Annotated in this window: 11 protein-coding genes; 6 read left to right on the top strand and 5 right to left on the bottom strand. The window is 62.8% G+C overall.

What is annotated here, in order from left to right; genetic code table 11:
* Positions 1 to 20: 20 nt before the first annotated feature.
* From SGN16_RS17570 to SGN16_RS17560, 3 genes are all read left to right on the top strand, one after another.
* A complete protein-coding gene (locus SGN16_RS17570; RefSeq protein ID WP_335945718.1) occupies positions 21 to 1157 on the top strand; it encodes a glycerate kinase in 1137 nt (378 codons plus the stop codon).
* 359 nt (positions 1158 to 1516) lie between these two features.
* Complete coding sequence (locus SGN16_RS17565; RefSeq protein WP_335945717.1) at positions 1517 to 3142, top strand: methyl-accepting chemotaxis protein; 1626 nt, start codon at positions 1517 to 1519, stop codon at positions 3140 to 3142.
* A gap of 42 nt (positions 3143 to 3184) precedes the next feature.
* Positions 3185 to 4372 (top strand): aminotransferase class I/II-fold pyridoxal phosphate-dependent enzyme, encoded by a 1188-nt coding sequence (locus SGN16_RS17560; protein WP_210639270.1) that lies wholly within the window; start codon positions 3185 to 3187, stop codon positions 4370 to 4372.
* 187 nt (positions 4373 to 4559) lie between these two features.
* Here SGN16_RS17560 and SGN16_RS17555 read toward each other — a convergent pair whose 3' ends face one another.
* Positions 4560 to 7658, bottom strand: a complete 3099-nt coding sequence (locus tag SGN16_RS17555; RefSeq protein WP_335945716.1) for an efflux RND transporter permease subunit — start codon at positions 7656 to 7658, stop codon at positions 4560 to 4562.
* A 14-nt stretch (positions 7659 to 7672) separates the two neighbouring features.
* The gene (locus SGN16_RS17550; protein WP_210639268.1) at positions 7673 to 8830 is read right to left on the bottom strand and encodes an efflux RND transporter periplasmic adaptor subunit; all 1158 of its coding nucleotides are present in this window, start codon (positions 8828 to 8830) and stop codon (positions 7673 to 7675) included.
* 266 nt (positions 8831 to 9096) lie between these two features.
* On the opposite strand from SGN16_RS17550, the gene SGN16_RS17545 reads away from it, so the two are divergent.
* Positions 9097 to 9798 carry a response regulator transcription factor gene (locus SGN16_RS17545; protein ID WP_210639267.1) on the top strand — a complete coding sequence of 234 codons (702 nt, stop codon included), beginning with the start codon at positions 9097 to 9099 and terminating at the stop codon, positions 9796 to 9798.
* 3 nt (positions 9799 to 9801) lie between these two features.
* Positions 9802 to 11103, top strand: a complete 1302-nt coding sequence (locus SGN16_RS17540) for an ATP-binding protein (RefSeq protein WP_335945715.1) — start codon at positions 9802 to 9804, stop codon at positions 11101 to 11103.
* An 84-nt stretch (positions 11104 to 11187) separates the two neighbouring features.
* Here the strand turns inward: SGN16_RS17540 and SGN16_RS17535 are convergent, their stop codons facing one another.
* Positions 11188 to 11829: a DUF1345 domain-containing protein gene (locus tag SGN16_RS17535; protein WP_210639265.1), complete on the bottom strand. Its 642-nt coding sequence runs from the start codon at positions 11827 to 11829 to the stop codon at positions 11188 to 11190.
* A 41-nt stretch (positions 11830 to 11870) separates the two neighbouring features.
* Positions 11871 to 12524, bottom strand: coding sequence for a bifunctional nicotinamidase/pyrazinamidase (gene pncA, locus SGN16_RS17530; protein ID WP_210639264.1), 654 nt, complete (start codon positions 12522 to 12524; stop codon positions 11871 to 11873).
* A 606-nt stretch (positions 12525 to 13130) separates the two neighbouring features.
* On the opposite strand from pncA, the gene SGN16_RS17525 reads away from it, so the two are divergent.
* The gene (locus SGN16_RS17525) at positions 13131 to 15209 is read left to right on the top strand and encodes an EAL domain-containing protein (RefSeq protein WP_210639262.1); all 2079 of its coding nucleotides are present in this window, start codon (positions 13131 to 13133) and stop codon (positions 15207 to 15209) included.
* A gap of 6 nt (positions 15210 to 15215) precedes the next feature.
* On the opposite strand, the gene SGN16_RS17520 is transcribed toward SGN16_RS17525, so the two are convergent.
* Positions 15216 to 16316 (bottom strand): DNA alkylation repair protein, encoded by a 1101-nt coding sequence (locus SGN16_RS17520; protein ID WP_335945714.1) that lies wholly within the window; start codon positions 16314 to 16316, stop codon positions 15216 to 15218.
* Between the last annotated feature and the right edge of the window lie 63 nt (positions 16317 to 16379).

The following is a 16379-nucleotide window of genomic DNA, read 5'->3' as shown; positions in this document are numbered from 1 at the left end:
GATCGGAACCGGAGAACAATATGAAAATAATCATCGCCCCCGACTCGTTCAAGGACAGCCTCAGCGCCCAGGGTGTAGCCGATGCCATCGCCCAAGGGCTGGCCCAGGTCTGGCCGGATGCGCAGTTGATCAAGTGCCCGATGGCCGATGGCGGGGAGGGGACGGTGGAATCGGTGTTGGCGGCCTGCAACGGTGAGTGGCGTCGCACCCGGGTCCGCGGCCCCCTGGGCGTCGCCGTCGAGGCGCGCTGGGGGTGGTTGCCCGACAGCCGTACCGCGATCATCGAAATGGCCGAAGCCAGTGGCTTGCAGTTGGTGCCACCCGGGCAACGCGATGCCTGTTCCAGCAGCACCTATGGCACGGGCGAGTTGATTCGCGCCGCCCTGGATGAGGGCGCCGGGCGTGTGATCCTGGCGATCGGCGGCAGCGCCACCAACGATGCCGGTGCCGGTGCGATGCAGGCCCTGGGCGTGGTATTGCTCGATGCCCACGGGCAACCGCTGCCACCCGGTGGCCTGGCGTTGGCGAACCTGGCGCGCATTGACCTGAGCGGTCTGGATCCGCGCCTGGCCCAGGTCAGTTTCGAGATCGCCGCCGATGTCGATAACCCGCTGTGCGGGCCCCATGGCGCATCTGCGGTTTTCGGTCCGCAGAAGGGCGCCTCTGCCCAGCAGGTGCAGGCACTGGACCGGGCCCTGGGGCATTTTGCCGAACACTGTGCCCAGGCGTTGGGCAAGGATGTACGTGACGAGCCGGGCAGCGGCGCCGCCGGTGGCCTGGGCTTCGCGGCCAAGGCGTTCCTGGGTGCCCAATTTCGTACCGGCGTGGAAGTTGTCGCCCAACTGACCGGGCTGGCTGCGGCGATCGACGGCGCAGACCTGGTGATCACCGGCGAGGGCCGTTTCGACGCTCAAACTCTGCGTGGCAAAACCCCCTTTGGCGTGGCCCGCATTGCCCGCCAGCATGGCGTACCGGTGCTGGTCATCGCCGGCACGCTGGGGGATGGCTACCAGGCGCTGTACGAACACGGCATCGACGCAGCCTTTGCCCTGGCCAGCGGGCCGATGACGCTGCAAGAGGCCTGTGCCGATGCCTCGCGCCTGCTGAGTGAGCGAGCCCAGGACATCGCCCGGTTGTGGCGGGTGGCCGCCCGGTAAAGCGGTCCGGCATTGTACCCGTGGCGAGGGAGCAAGCTCTCATGGAGCAAATCACAACTATGTGATTTTTAAGGCTGAAAATACATATCGATCGTTCCCACGCTCCTGCGTGGGAATGTCGCCAGGGACGCTCCGCGTTCCGCTTCTGGAAGGTGACGCAGAGCGTCACGGGATGCATTCCCACGCAGGAGCGTGGGAACGATCAATCCCCTCGCCACAAAAGCCTCGCGAAATATTTTTACAATTCCCCCTGTAAAAAGCCTAAAGCCCAGCCGATAACGAGTTAGGCGTACCGACAATTATTTCAACCAGTGCGCTTATGGCATGGATGCTCGCCCCCATCATCGCGAGGTCTTCTCATGTCTCTACGTAGCCTGAATATCGCCCCACGAGCCTTTCTCGGCTTCGCCTTCATTGCCTTGCTGGTGGTCGCCCTCGGGGTGTTCGCCGCCAGTCGCATGTCAGTCATCCGCCAGGCTTCGTTGAATATGGAGCAGAACCAAGTGCCCAGCGTCGGCTACTTGGGCAACGTGCTGGAAAGCGTTCTGCGTATGCGCATTCTCTCGTTTCGGATTTTGGTCAACCGCGATCCGGCCAGCCTGAAAGAGGCGGAGACCCGTATCGGTGTGCTGGTGGAAAAACTGCACAAGGCCAATAGCGGTTACGCCGCGCTGCCGGCCACCCCGGAAGAAACCGAGCAATACAAGGTCTTTTCGGCGACCCTGGAAAAATACCTGCAAGCCCAGCAGGAAATGTTGGAGCTGTCGCGCCAGGATAAAGTCGACCAATTGCGCACCCACATCAATACGCGCATCAAGGAAGGCACCGACCTGATGGGTGAGCAGCTCAACAAGCTCATCGCAATCAACGTGGCGGGTGCCGGCGAAGCATCGGCCAAGGCGGGTGAGAACTACAACAGCGCCATCACCGGCATCATCATCGTCTCGATCATCGCTGCATTGGCCACCATCGTGTTGGCATTGTTGCTGACCCGCAGCATCGTCACACCGCTCAACCGGGCGCTGGAGGCGGCGCGGACGATTGCCGGTGGGAACCTGGTCCAGGTCATTGCCGACGATGGCAAGGATGAGCCTGCCCGGTTGCTCCAGGCCCTGGCCGCCATGCAGGGCAGCCTGCGCCAGACCATCGAGCAGATCGCCGGGTCCGCCACCCAACTGGGGGCGGCGGCCGAAGAGCTGAGCGCGGTCACCCAGGAATCCTCCCGTGGCCTGCGACAGCAGCACAACGAAATCGAACAGGCTGCCACCGCCGTCAACGAAATGACCGCCGCTGTCGAGGAGGTTGCCCGTAACGCAGTGTCTACCTCCGAAGCCTCGAACCAATCGACCCAGGCGGCCCAGGAAGGTCGCTCGCGGGTGGTGGAAACCGTCGAGGCGATCCAGACCATGACCCACGACGTGCAGGCCACCGCCTCGATGATCGAAGGCCTGGCGGTCCAGGGCCGTGACATTGGCAAGGTTCTGGACGTGATTCGCGCCATCGCCGAACAGACCAACCTGCTGGCTCTCAACGCCGCCATCGAAGCCGCCCGTGCCGGGGAGGCCGGACGAGGGTTTGCGGTGGTGGCCGACGAAGTCCGGGCCTTGGCCCATCGCACCGCGCAATCGACCCAGGAAATCGAAAAAATGGTTGCCGGCATCCAGAACGGTACCGGTCAAGCGGTGCAATCGATGCAACAGAGCAACCAGCGCACCCAAAGCACCCTGGAAATGGCCCGGGCCGCCGGCGTGGCCCTGGAGCAGATCACCCAGTCGATCCTCCAGATCAACGAACGCAACCTGGTCATCGCCAGTGCCTCGGAAGAACAGGCCCAGGTCTCCCGCGAGGTGGATCGCAACCTGGTGAACATTCGCGACCTGGCCACCCAGTCGGCCAGCGGCGCGCAACAGACCAGCGACGCGAGCCACGAACTGTCGCGCCTGGCGGTGGGTTTGAATGCGATGGTGGCGCGCTTTGTGATTTGAGATAGGGTTGTGGGCTGGACACCGCGCAATCAGGAGACGTACATGCGCTTTTCAGCTTTGACCCAACGCATCACCGGCGATGGCGCCGCCGCCTGGCAGATTCACGACCGGGCGCTGGCCCTGCGCGAGCAGGGCATGGACGTACTGTTGTTATCGGTGGGCGACCCGGACTTCGACACACCGCGCGCCATCGTGGATGCCGCGGTGACTAGCCTGCGTGCCGGGGAAACCCATTATTCGGATATCCGTGGGCTGTACACGTTGCGCGCCAGCATCGCCCGGCGTCATCGTCGGCGCTGTGGCCAGCCGGTGGGCGCCGAGCATGTCACCGTGCTGCCAGGGGCGCAGTGCGCAGTGTATGCGGTTGCGCAATGCCTGCTCGATCCCGGTGATGAAGTGATTGTCGCCGAGCCGATGTATGTCACCTACGAAGCGGTGTTCGGTGCCTGTGGGGCGAAAGTGGTGCCGGTGGCGGTGCGCCCGGAAAATGGCTTTCGGGTCGAACCGGCGGATGTCGCTCGCCTGATTACCCCGCGTACCCGGGCGATGTTGCTCAACAGCCCCAACAATCCTTCCGGCGCCAGCCTGTCGTTACCCACCTGGCAAGCGCTGGCGCAGTTGTGCATCGAGCATGACCTGTGGCTGATCAGTGACGAGGTCTACAGTGACCTGCTGTACGAAGGCGAACACATCAGCCCCGCCAGCCTGCCGGGCATGGCCGAACGCACCGCGACCCTCAACAGCCTGTCCAAATCCCATGCCATGACCGGTTGGCGCATTGGTTGGGCCATCGGCCCCGAATCTTTGGCCGAGCACCTGGCGAACCTGTCCCTGTGCATGCTGTTCGGCTTGCCGGACTTCGTGCAACGGGCCGCCCAGGTAGCGCTGGAGCAGGACTTGCCTGAAGTGGCGCAGATGCACGAGGAGTATCGCCAGCGCCGGGACCTGGTCTGCGCGGCCCTCGAGGCTTGTCCTGGCCTGCGGCCTGTGCGGCCTGATGGCGGCATGTTTGTAATGGTCGACGTGCGCCAGACCGGCCTCGATGCCCAGGGCTTTGCCGAACGACTGTTGGACGGTTATGGCGTGTCGGTGCTGGCCGGCGAGGCATTCGGGCCAAGTGCGGCGGGGCATATCCGCATCGGGTTGGTGGTGGACCAGGTGAAACTGGCAGATGCCTGCCAGCGGATTGCCTTGTGCACGGCGGGGTTGTTGCAGGAGCGGCGAGCTTGAGAAACGGGCTGAATTCGAAGGCCCCATCGCGAGCAAGCTCGCTCCGACAGTGTTTCGGTGCTGGTCGCAAGGTTCATGTTCAGCACAAATCCCCTGTGGGAGCGAGCTTGCTCGCGAAAGCGGTGTGTCAGCCAACTCAATATTGACTGACCTGACGCCTTAGCGAGCAAGCTCGCCCCCACAGGTTTTAGTGGTGTTTGCCGGACTTGCGCACGAGCTTCATCACCACCACAAAAAACACCGGCACGAACACCACCGCCAAGGTAGCGGTAATCATCCCGCCGATCACACCGGTACCGATGGCTTGTTGGCTCGCCGAGCTGGCTCCGGTGGCGATGGCCAGCGGCACCACGCCGAGGATGAAGGCCAGGGAGGTCATGATGATCGGGCGCAGGCGCAGGCGTGCGGCCGCAAGCGTTGCCTCGATCAGGTCATGGCCCTGGTCATGCAGGCTCTTGGCAAACTCGATGATCAGAATCGCGTTCTTGGCCGACAGGCCGATGATGGTGACCAGCCCGACCTTGAAGAACACATCATTGGGCATGCCGCGCAACGACACTGCCAATACCGCGCCGAGTACCCCCAGTGGCACCACCAGCAGCACCGAAGTGGGGATAGCCCAGCTCTCGTACAACGCCGCCAGGCACAGGAACACCACCAACAACGACAGGCCCAGCAAGATCGGCGCCTGGCTGCCGGACAGGCGCTCCTGCAACGACAGCCCGGTCCATTCCTGTCCCAGCCCCGCTGGCCCCTGGGCCACCAGCCGTTCGATCTCCGCCATGGCCTCGCCGGTGCTGTGGCCTGGCGCCGGTTCACCGGAAATACTGATGGCCGGGTAACCGTTGTAACGGGTCAGTTGTGCCGGTCCCTGGGTCCACTTGGCCTGGACGAAGGCTGACAGCGGGACCATTTTCCCGGCGTCGTTGCGTACATGCATCTTCAACAGATCGGCCACCTGGCTGCGTTGGTCGCCTTCGGCCTGGACCACCACCCGCTGCATGCGTCCCTGGTTGGGGAAATCGTTGATGTAGGCCGAACCCACTGCGGTGGCCAGGACGTTGCCAACATCGGCAAAGGACACGCCCAGGGCATTGGCCTGCTTGCGATCGACCTCCAATTGCACCTGCGGCGCTTCGGCCAGGGCGCTTTCGCGCACGTTCATCAGCACCGGGCTCTTTTCAGCCGCGGCGAGCAACTCGCTGCGGGCCTGCATCAGCGTGGCGTGGCCGAGGCCGCCACGATCCTGCAGGCGGAACTCGAAACCGCTGGAAGTCCCCAGGCCATCCACCGGCGGCGGAAGCACGGCGAAGGCCATGGCATCCCTGATCTGGCTGAAGGCTTGGTTGGCGCGGTCGGCAATAGCGCTTGCCGAATCGTCGCTGCCACGCTCCGACCAGTCCTTGAGGGTGGTAAACGCCAGCGCGGCGTTCTGCCCGCTGCCGGAAAAGCTGAAGCCCAGGATCACGGTGCTGTCGCCCACCCCTGGCTCGCCGGCGTTGTGGGCTTCGATCTGCTCGACCACCTGCACCGTGCGGTTCTTGCTCGCGCCAGGCGGCAACTGAATGTCGGTGATGGTGTAGCCCTGGTCTTCCACCGGCAGGAAGGAGGAGGGCAAGCGACTGAACAGCAGGCCCATGCCCACCAGCAGCACGCCATAGATCAACAGATACCGACCACTGCGCTTGAGCGCATAGGCCACCCAGCCCTGATAGCGATCGCCCAATTGATCGAAGCGTCGATTGAACCAGCCGAAGAAGCCGCTTTTCGTGTGGTGTTCGCCCTGGGCGATGGGCTTTAACAAGGTCGCGCAAAGGGCCGGCGTCAGGGTCAGCGCGAGGAACGCTGAAAACAGGATCGAGGTGGCCATGGACAGCGAGAACTGCCGGTAGATGACGCCCACCGAACCCTGCATGAACGCCATGGGTATAAACACCGCCACCAGCACCAGGGTGATGCCGACGATTGCCCCGCTGATCTGCTGCATCGCCTTGCGCGTCGCTTCCTTGGGCGATAGCCCTTCGCTGGCCATGATTCGCTCGACGTTTTCCACCACCACGATGGCATCGTCCACCAGGATACCGATGGCCAGGACCATGCCGAACATGGTCAGCACGTTGATGGAGAAACCCAGGGCAAGCATGGTCGCGAAGGTACCCATCAGCGCCACCGGTACCACCAGGGTCGGGATCAAGGTGTAGCGGATGTTCTGCAGGAACAGGAACATCACGGCAAACACCAGCAACATTGCCTCGCCAAGGGTATAGATCACTTTGGTGATGGAGACTTTGACGAAGGGCGAAGTGTCGTACGGGATCTTGTACGCCACGCCAGCCGGGAAATAGCGCGCCAGTTCGTCCATCTTCGCCCGCACCAGGGTCGCCGTGCTCACGGCGTTGGCCCCCGGCGACAATTGCACGCTGACAGCGGTGGAAGGCTTGCCATTGAGCCGGGTGGAGAATTGGTATTCCTGACTGCCGATTTCCACGCGTGCCACGTCGCCGATGCGTACGGTCGAGCCGTCGGAGTTGGCCTTGAGCACGATGTCGGCGAACTCTTCGGGGGTCGACAGTTGGCCCTTGACCAGGATGGTCGCGGTGATTTCCTGAGTGGTTCGCGTCGGCAAGTCGCCGATGCTGCCGGCCGAGACCTGGGCGTTCTGCGCCACGATGGCGGCATTGACGTCGGCTGGGGTGAGGTTGAAGCCGATCAGCTTCTGCGGGTCGATCCAGATCCGCATCGCTCGCTCGGCGCCGTATAGCTGGGCCTTGCCGACTCCGTCCAGGCGCTTGATCTCGTTCATCACGTTGCGCGCCAGGTAGTCGCTGAGAGCCACATCGTCGAGCTTGCCGTCGCTGGAAGTGAGGGTGATCAGCAGCAGGAAACCGGCCGAGACCTTATCTACCTGCAAACCTTGTTGGGTGACCGCTTGCGGTAAGCGCGACTCCACGGCCTTGAGGCGGTTCTGCACGTCGACCTGGGCCAATTCCGGGTTGGTGCCGGGTTGGAACGTCGCGGTGATGGTCGCGCTGCCCAGGCTGCTCTGGGAACCGAAGTACAGCAGGTTGTCGGCGCCGTTGAGTTCCTCTTCGATCAGGCTGACCACGCTTTCGTCCACGGTCTGCGCCGAAGCGCCCGGGTATACGGCATAGATCTCGATCTGCGGCGGCGCGACATCGGGGTATTGCGCCACTGGTAGTTGTGGCAGGGCCAGCACACCGGCCAACAGGATGAACAACGCGACCACCCAGGCGAACACCGGGCGGTCGATAAAGAACTGCGGCATGGCAAACGTCCTGCTTACTGACCAGGTACCTGGGCAAGTGGAAGAGGGGAATCGTCGATCCGGACTTTTTCACCGGGCCGGGCGTGTTGCAGGCCTTGCACGACGATGCGGTCGCCGGGCTTGAGGCCATGGGTGACGATCCAGCGGTCGTTTTGCACGGCGCCCAGCTCCACCGGTTGCACGTGAACCTGCTGCTGCCCGTCGAGCAGCAATACCTGGGCAACGCCGGAGCTGTCACGCTGGATCGCCCGTTGCGGCACGCTGATGCCTTGCCGGTCGAAGGCCTGCTCCAGGCGCACGCGCACGAAGCTGCCCGGCAGCAGGTCGAGGTCGGGGTTGGGAAACTCGCTGCGCAGGGTGATCTGGCCTGTGCCCGGGTCGACGCTGATGTCGGTGAACAGCAGTTTGCCCGGTAACGGGTAGAGGCTGCCGTCATCCTGGATCAACGTGGCTTTTGCCTGGTCCTGGCCGACCTTCTCCAACTGCCCGGAGCGCAGGGCACGGCGCAGCTCGTTGAGCTCGCGGGTCGATTGCGTGAGGTCGGCATGGATCGGGTTCAATTGCTGGATCAGGGCCAGCGGCGTGGTTTCGTTCTGCCCCACCAGGGCGCCTTCGGTCACCAGTGCCCGGCCGATGCGCCCGGCGATCGGTGCCGTGACGGTGGCATAACCCAGGTTCAGCCGGGCCCGTTCCACGGCGGCTTTGTTGGCGGCGACATCGGCGGCGCTCTGGCGCACGGCGGCGCGGGCGTTGTCGTAGTCCTGGCCACTGATGGCGTTGCCGTCGACCAGTTGCGAGTAACGCCGCTCCTGCAAGCGGGCCTGGAATAAGTTGGCCTCGGCTTTGCGCAGTGCCGCTTCGGCGCTGTCCAGGTCGGCCTTGAATGGCGCCGGGTCGATGCGAAACAGCACATCGCCTTTTTTCACATCGCTGCCTTCGCGAAAGAGCCGCTGCAACACCACACCGGGCACCCGCGCGCGGACTTCGGCGATTCGCGGCGCGGCAATGCGCCCGCTCAGTTCGCTGCTGATGGACAGCGGCCGGGCCTCGATGGTCTCGACGGCCACGGAGACCAGCGGCGTTTCATCCTTGGGGCCTGAGGATGAATCGCAGGCGCTCAACAGCAGCGCCCCGAGCAGCAGGCCCAGGGTGGCGAAAAGGTTTCTTGGCATGGTGCTTCCCCAATAATGAGCGTTGCCATGCTACGGGGGGCGAGCGTCGACAACGGTAAAGCTTTGTAGGGGGTATGTGAAATTGTGTAAGGGGTTTGCTCGTGGGTGGGTGAGGGCGTATATCCTTGGCAGCTTGAGAATTTCTGTGCTTGGGATACCGCTATCGCGAGCAAGTTCGCTCCCACAACGGTCACGTGAATCCTGTGGGAGCGAGCTTGCTCGCGAGGAGGTCCTGCCAGGCGCCCCAGCACTTTCTGGAAACACCCATGCCCAACATCCTCCTGGTGGAAGACGACTCCGCACTCTCTGAACTGATCGCCAGTTACCTGGAACGCAACGGCTATCAGGTCAGTGTGCTCAGCCGTGGCGATCATGTGCGCGAGCGGGCCCGGGTCGATCCGCCGGACCTGGTGATCCTCGACTTGATGCTGCCGGGGCTGGACGGTTTGCAGGTCTGCCGTTTGCTGCGGGCCGATTCGGCGACCCTGCCGATCCTGATGCTCACCGCCCGGGACGACAGCCACGACCAGGTGCTGGGCCTGGAGATGGGCGCCGACGACTACGTCACCAAGCCTTGCGAGCCCAGGGTGCTGCTGGCACGGGTGCGCACCCTGTTGCGGCGCAGCAGCCTGAGCGAACCGCAGACGGCCAATGACCGCATCCTCATGGGCAACCTGTGCATCGACCTGTCCGAGCGCACCGTGACCTGGCGCGGGCAGCCGGTGGAGTTGTCCAGCGGCGAATACAACCTGCTGGTGGTGCTGGCCCGGCATTCCGGCGAAGTGCTGAGCCGCGACCAGATCCTGCAACGCCTGCGGGGCATCGAATTCAACGGCACCGACCGCTCGGTGGACGTGGCGATTTCCAAGCTGCGGCGCAAGTTCGACGATAACGCCGGCGAAGCGCGCAAGATCAAGACGGTGTGGGGCAAGGGCTATCTGTTCAGCCGTTCCGAGTGGGAATGCTGATCGATGTGGAAGCTGCTGATTCGTCTCTATCTGGTCACCATCGTGTCCTACAGCGCGGCGATCTACCTGATGCCGGAACTGGTGATTCGCCTGTTCCATGAGCGCTTTGTGACTTACAACCTCGATCACTCCCGTGGCCTGCAAACCTTGATGGTCAAGCAGTTTCGCGCCGTGCCCAGCGCGCAGTGGCCGGCGCTGGCGGCGCAGATGGACAAGGAGTTCGAGCCGTTGCGCATCGAACTGGCCGCCGTCGAGGATAAGGATTTCAGCCCCGACGAACAGGCCCGTCTCAAAAACGGTGAGAACGTGGTGCGCCTGGGGGAATGGGCTTGGCGCACCCTGACGGCTGCGCCGCTGGATGAGCACACGGCGGTCAAGATGATCGTGCCTCCGGACCCGGCGGACGTCAGTTGGCTGTACTGGAGCATCAACGTCCTGATCGGCGCGACGATGCTCGCCTGCCTGCTGCTTTGGCTGCGACCGCACTGGCGCGATCTGGAACGCCTCAGAAGCACCGCAGAGCGCTTCGGCAAGGGCCATTTGAGCGAACGCACGCACATCGCCTCCAGCTCGAACATCGGCAGCCTGGCCCATGTGTTCGATACGATGGCCGGCGACATCGAGAGCCTGCTCAACCAGCAGCGCGATCTGCTCAACGCGGTGTCCCACGAACTGCGCACACCATTGACCCGGCTCGACTTCGGCCTGGCCCTGGCCCTGTCCGATGACCTGCCGCCGGCCAGTCGCGAACGCCTGCAAGGGTTGGTGGCACACATCCGCGAGTTGGATGAGTTGGTGCTGGAGTTGCTGTCCTACAGCCGTTTGCAGAACCCTGAGTGTCTACCCGAGCGGGTCGAAGTGCCGTTGGACGAATTCATCGACAGTATCCTGGGCAGCGTCGACGAGGACCTGGCGGCGCCGGACGTGGTGATCGATGTGCTGTTGCATGGCACGCTGGAGCGTTTCGTGCTGGACCCGCGTCTGACTGCACGGGCATTGCAGAACCTGCTGCGCAATGCCATGCGGTATTGCGAGAGGCGGATCCAGGTTGGGGTGCTGGTCAGTGATCACGGCTGCGAAATCTGGGTCGACGACGACGGCATCGGGATTCCCGACAGCGAACGCGAGCGCGTGTTCGAACCGTTCTACCGCCTGGACCGCAGTCGTGACCGCGCCACGGGCGGTTTTGGCCTGGGCCTGGCCATCAGCCGCCGCGCCCTGGAAGCCCAGGGCGGCACCCTGACGGTCGAAGCCTCGCCGCTGGGCGGGGCGCGCTTCAGGTTGTGGCTGCCAACACCGTCCTGAAATTGTTCACCCTGTGTCGCTTGAAGCTGACTCTGTGGCGAGGGAGCTTGCTCGCGCTGGGCCGCGAAGCGGCCCCAATGGATCTCACCCGAACAACCCCGCCGCAATATTGATTGAAAACCCCAGAATCGCCGTATTGAACACAAACCCGATCAACGATTGCGCGAGCACGATCTTGCGCAACTGTCGCGTGGCAACGCCCACGTCCGAGGTCTGCACCGCGACCCCGATGGTGAACGAGAAATACAGGAAATCCCAATAGTTGGGCGTGGTCAGCCCTTCGGCAAATCGCAGCGCTGGCTCCTTGCCCTCCCAGGTGTAATACAACCGCGCATAGTGAACGCTGAAGATCACGCCGATCAGTAACCAGGAACCGATCACGGTCATCGCCGTGAAGCCGTAGTGCAGCAGCTTGCCAGCGGTTTGCAGATCGCGGCTGCCCGCCAGTTCGAAGGTGATGGTCGCCAGGCTGGCCAATGCCGCGATGCAGACGACCAGCAGGACCAACCCGGCGTTCTCGTCTTCGATCTCGGCGATGCGCTTGACGTCCGGCGCCTTGGCCCGCACGGTCAGCCAAGACATCAGCACCAGGTAGGTCCAGACCCCGGTGTTCCAACCGATCAGGATTTTGCTGATGATCGAGTCCACGGGAACCAGCAGGCCCACCGCCAGGCCAAGGACCGTGGCGCTGGAAAGACGCGGGTGGGTGCGGGCGAGGAAAGGCATGGAGGCTCACTGTTCGAAAAGGGGCCGCTGAGTATGAGCCATCAGGCAAAGGACCGGCCGGTTATCGCTGTGGATTGAACCAACTCCACCCCCGCGGTCTGCATTCTGCGGATCGCGGTGTCCATCGAGCCTTCGCTATCGATGCCCCGGCAGGCGTCGAGCAGCACAATGGCATTGAACCCCGCCGCCCGGGCATCCAGCGCCGAGAACATGACACAAAAATCCAGGGCCAGGCCTACCAGGTATACCGTGTCGATACCGCGCTCCTTCAGGTAACCTGCCAACCCGGTCGTGGTCTGGCGGTCGGCTTCCATGAAGGCCGAATAACTGTCGATGTCCGGGTTGCAGCCCTTGCGAATGATCAGTTGGGCGTGGGTCAGTTCCAGCATCGGGTGGAATTCGGCGCCTCGGCTGCCCTGGATGCAGTGGTCGGGCCAGAGTTTCTGCTCGCCGTATGGCAATTGGACGATGTCGAAGGGTTGCTTGCCTGGATGGCTGGAAGCAAACGACGCATGCTTGGTCGGGTGCCAGTCCTGGGCGAGGATGACCTGTTTGAATGAACGGCCCAGTTGGTTGATCAACGGCACGATCTCATCGCCCCCCGGCACGGCCAATTGGCCGCCGGGGATGAAGTCGTTCTGTACGTCGATCACCAATAGGGCAGTGGTCGAAGCCCGGGTGGCTGGAGCAGGCATGGATAAATCCTCCTTGAAGTGGTGCTTCGATATTAGCCGAACGGTTCGAGTTGGGTTTTTTGGATCCGGAATTTTCGCACACTGACACACCGCTATCGCGAGCAAGCTCGCTCCCACAGAGGGACTGGCGACGGACATGGTTCTTGTGGACACCCTGGAAAAATGTGGGAGCGAGCTTGCTCGCGAAGACGGCAGGTCAGTCGATATTGATGTTGGCTGACACACCGCTATCGCGAGCAAGCTCGCTCCCACAGAGGGACTGGCGACGGACATGGTTCTTGTGGACACCCTGGAAAAAAATGTGGGAGCGAGCTTGCTCGCGAAGACGGCAGGTCAGTCGATATTGATGTTGGCTGACACACCGTTATCGCGAGCAAGCCCGCTCCCACAGAGGATTTATGGCGGACGTGGTTTTTGTGGACTCTTGGGACGATGTGGGAGCTGTTTCCACTTTTGCCAATGGGCAAAATGTCTTTCGTCGAAAATGTTCCAGGTTTGATGGCTTTTTGACATTTGGCCCGTGCGCCGGCGATACGATTGCGTACAATCGCCGGCTTTCAACCGGGCATGGAAGCAGTTCGGCTTTGCAGTATCGAGAAAAAAACCATGCTCATTGGTAGTTATTCCCCTGCCTTAGTTTCTATTTCCCTGTTTGTAGCGGTATTGGCGTCCTACACAGCCCTGGACCTGACCGGGCGTATCGCCACCACGCGGGGGCGTGCGGCCCATTTATGGATGGCTGGAGGGGCATTGGCGATGGGCGTGGGCGTCTGGTCCATGCATTTCATCGGCATGCTCGCGTTCACCTTGCCGGTGGAGCTTGGCTACGACGTGCGAATCACCGCGCTGTCGCTACTGATCGCCATTCTTTCCTGCGGTTTTGCCCTGTGGCTGGTCAGCCAGCCGCGGCTGCCGGCCTGGCAGTTGGCGTTTGGCGCGCTGATCATGGGCGCGGGCATCAGTGCCATGCATTACACCGGCATGGCCGCGCTGCAGATGCAACCGGGCATCGACTATGACCCGACGCTGTTCGGCGCTTCGTTGGTGATTGCCGTTGGCGCGTCGGCGGCGGCACTGTGGATCGCTTTTCGCCTGCGCCACAATTCTCCCCATGTGCGCATGGCTCGCGCTGGAGCCGCGGTGGTCATGGGCATCGCCATCGTCGGCATGCACTACACCGGCATGGCCGGGGCACGGTTCAACGAGGGCAGCTTCTGCGGCTCCCTGGATGGCTTGAGCGGCAAGGGCCTGGACAACCTGGTGCTGATCACCACCCTGGCGGTGTTGGCCATTGCCTTGCTGACCTCGATTCTCGACGCGCGCCTGGAAGCCCGTACCGCAGAGCTGGCCCAATCGTTGACCCAGGCTAATCGGGAACTGACCCAATTGGCCCTGCACGACCCTCTCACCGCGTTGCCCAACCGTGTACTGCTGGCCGATCGTATCGACCAGGCCATGCACCTTGTGCAAGAGCAGGGCGGTTGTTTCGCTTTGATGTTCATCGACCTGGATGGCTTCAAACCGGTCAACGATGCCTTTGGTCACCACATGGGCGATATGTTGTTGCGGGACGTGGCCCTGCGCCTGCGCGAAGACCTGCGCAGCCAGGACACCCTGGCGCGGATCGGCGGTGATGAGTTCGTGCTGCTGGTGCAACTGGCCGAGCCCGACGATGCCTTGCGACTGGCGGCACGCCAGGTCGGGTTGATCGCGCGCACCTTCCGGGTCGCCGACCACGACCTGCAGATATCCGCCAGTGTCGGCATCGCGTTGTATCCAGGCAACGGCCAAAGCGCCGATGAGTTGCTGATGAATGCCGACGCGGCGATGTACCACGCCAAAGGCGCCGGCAAAAACGGCTACAGCTTTTTCGATGCCTCGATGAACAGCAACGCGCGCAAGCAATTGCAGTTGTTGCAAGACCTGCGCATCGCCGTAGAGCAGCGGCAGTTCAGCCTGTACTACCAGCCCAAGTTCGACGCCGCCAACGGCCGGCCGGTCGGTGCCGAGGCGTTGTTGCGCTGGAACCATCCGACCCAGGGCCTGTTGATGCCCGACACCTTTATCGACCTGGCGGAAAAGACCGGGCTGATCATTCCCATCGGCGAATGGGTACTGAACGAGGCCTGTCGCCAGATGCGCGAATGGTACGTGCTCGGTTATACCGATTGGCGCATTGCGGTGAACCTGTCGGCCTTGCAGTTTTGCCATACGGGCCTGGTGCAGAGCGTGGCCAAGGCGTTGGAAACCCATAAATTGCCGGCCAACAGTTTGACCCTGGAAATCACCGAAACCACCGCCATGAGCGATGCGGACGCAAGTATGACGGTGCTGCAACAGCTCTCGGACATGGGGGTTGACCTGTCCATCGACGACTTTGGCACGGGCTATTCGAGCCTGATGTACCTCAAGCGCCTGCCGGCCAACGAGCTGAAAATCGATCGCGGCTTTGTGCGCGACCTGGAGCACGACAGCGATGACGCAGCCATTGTCTCGGCCATCGTCGCCCTCGGCCAGGCCCTGGGCCTGCGCATCGTCGCCGAAGGCGTAGAGACCGATGTGCAACAAGACTTCCTGACCCAACTGGGCTGCGATTCGCTGCAGGGTTATCTGCTGGGCCACCCGTTGCCGGCAGAACGCTTCATCCAAGACATCCGCAAGGCGCAACGCGTGGCGGTGGTCTGAGCGGCTTCAAGGCGCGATGTCGAACGCTGTGCTGCCCAGTCGCTCGCCATTGACCAGCAAATGCACCACGTGCCGGCCTGCATAGTGCCGGCGAGTGGTCAGCTCGCGAATGTGTTGTGAACGGCTGAGGCTGGCGCACCCGTGGGCAGGCAGGTCGAAGGTCTTGAGCTTGAAGACCTTGGCCGAGGTGCCGCCCGAGGCTTTCACGTAATCGATCGCGTAATCGATCACCAGGCGCTGGCTCTGCCCGAGGGTCGATTGCACCTTGAAGGACAGGCTGATCTGTTCGCCCAGGCGAATGACCGCTGGCGTCACCTTCAGGTCCAGGATTTCGACCTGGGCCTTACCACCCACACCGATGACTGCCAGTGCCCGGGGATGGCCTTGTTTGATCAGGCTGCGCAGGGCATGCCGGGCGATCCATGCGGTGTGGCGGTCTTGCAGTGGCCAGCCTTCGATCTGGTCCAGCACCCAGTCCGGATGCTGCTTGGTGACGTCGTTGAGGTGGTTGGCCACGGACTTGCGCACATAGAGGCTGTCGTCGGTCTTGAGGGCGTCGAGGATCGCGGCCGCCAGGTCGGGGTTGGCCTGGATCGGCTCGAGGTGGAACGACCACGGCAAGCGCGGCCGACTGCCTTCGCTGGCCAGGCGCCGTACGTGTTCGTTGGTATCCAGTGCCCAGTCGTGCATGACCTTGAGGGTGCGCGCCAGGTCGTCGCGCAGGAAGTGCCGCACCGCGAACTCCGACGAGCCGAACCGGGTGAAGTACTTGAGCGCGTCCATGGAAAGGTCGAAGGCGTGCCGGCCGTAAGACGCCACATAGTGCGGCAGGAACATGCTGACGAACATGCTGTTGAGGCGCGGCGCCAGATCACGCAGCAGCTCCAGAGACGCTTCGTAATCCAGGGGTAGCACGGCATGCAGGCATTCACTGACCCGTGCCATGCGCTGCATCACCGACAACTCGGCCAGCCCCTCGTTGGCCATGTGCAAGAAGGCCTTGGCGTCGAATGCCGGATACACCACGAGCATTTCGCTGGCGATGTGCTCCAGACGGGCGCTGTTGAAGATTTCCTTGAGGGCTGGGGAAGAGGCGGTGGTGCTCATGGTGGGTCCGTCCGGCGGGTGTTGTAGTTTCAGGCCTGTCACTATGCCATGCACGACCTGTGG

It is taken from the genome of Pseudomonas sp. G166 (assembly GCF_037027455.2).
In the GTDB taxonomy this organism is placed as follows: Bacteria; Pseudomonadota; Gammaproteobacteria; order Pseudomonadales; family Pseudomonadaceae; genus Aquipseudomonas.
The sequence above is the reverse complement of the archived record's forward strand: the minus strand, read 5'-3'. Positions and strand labels throughout refer to the sequence as shown.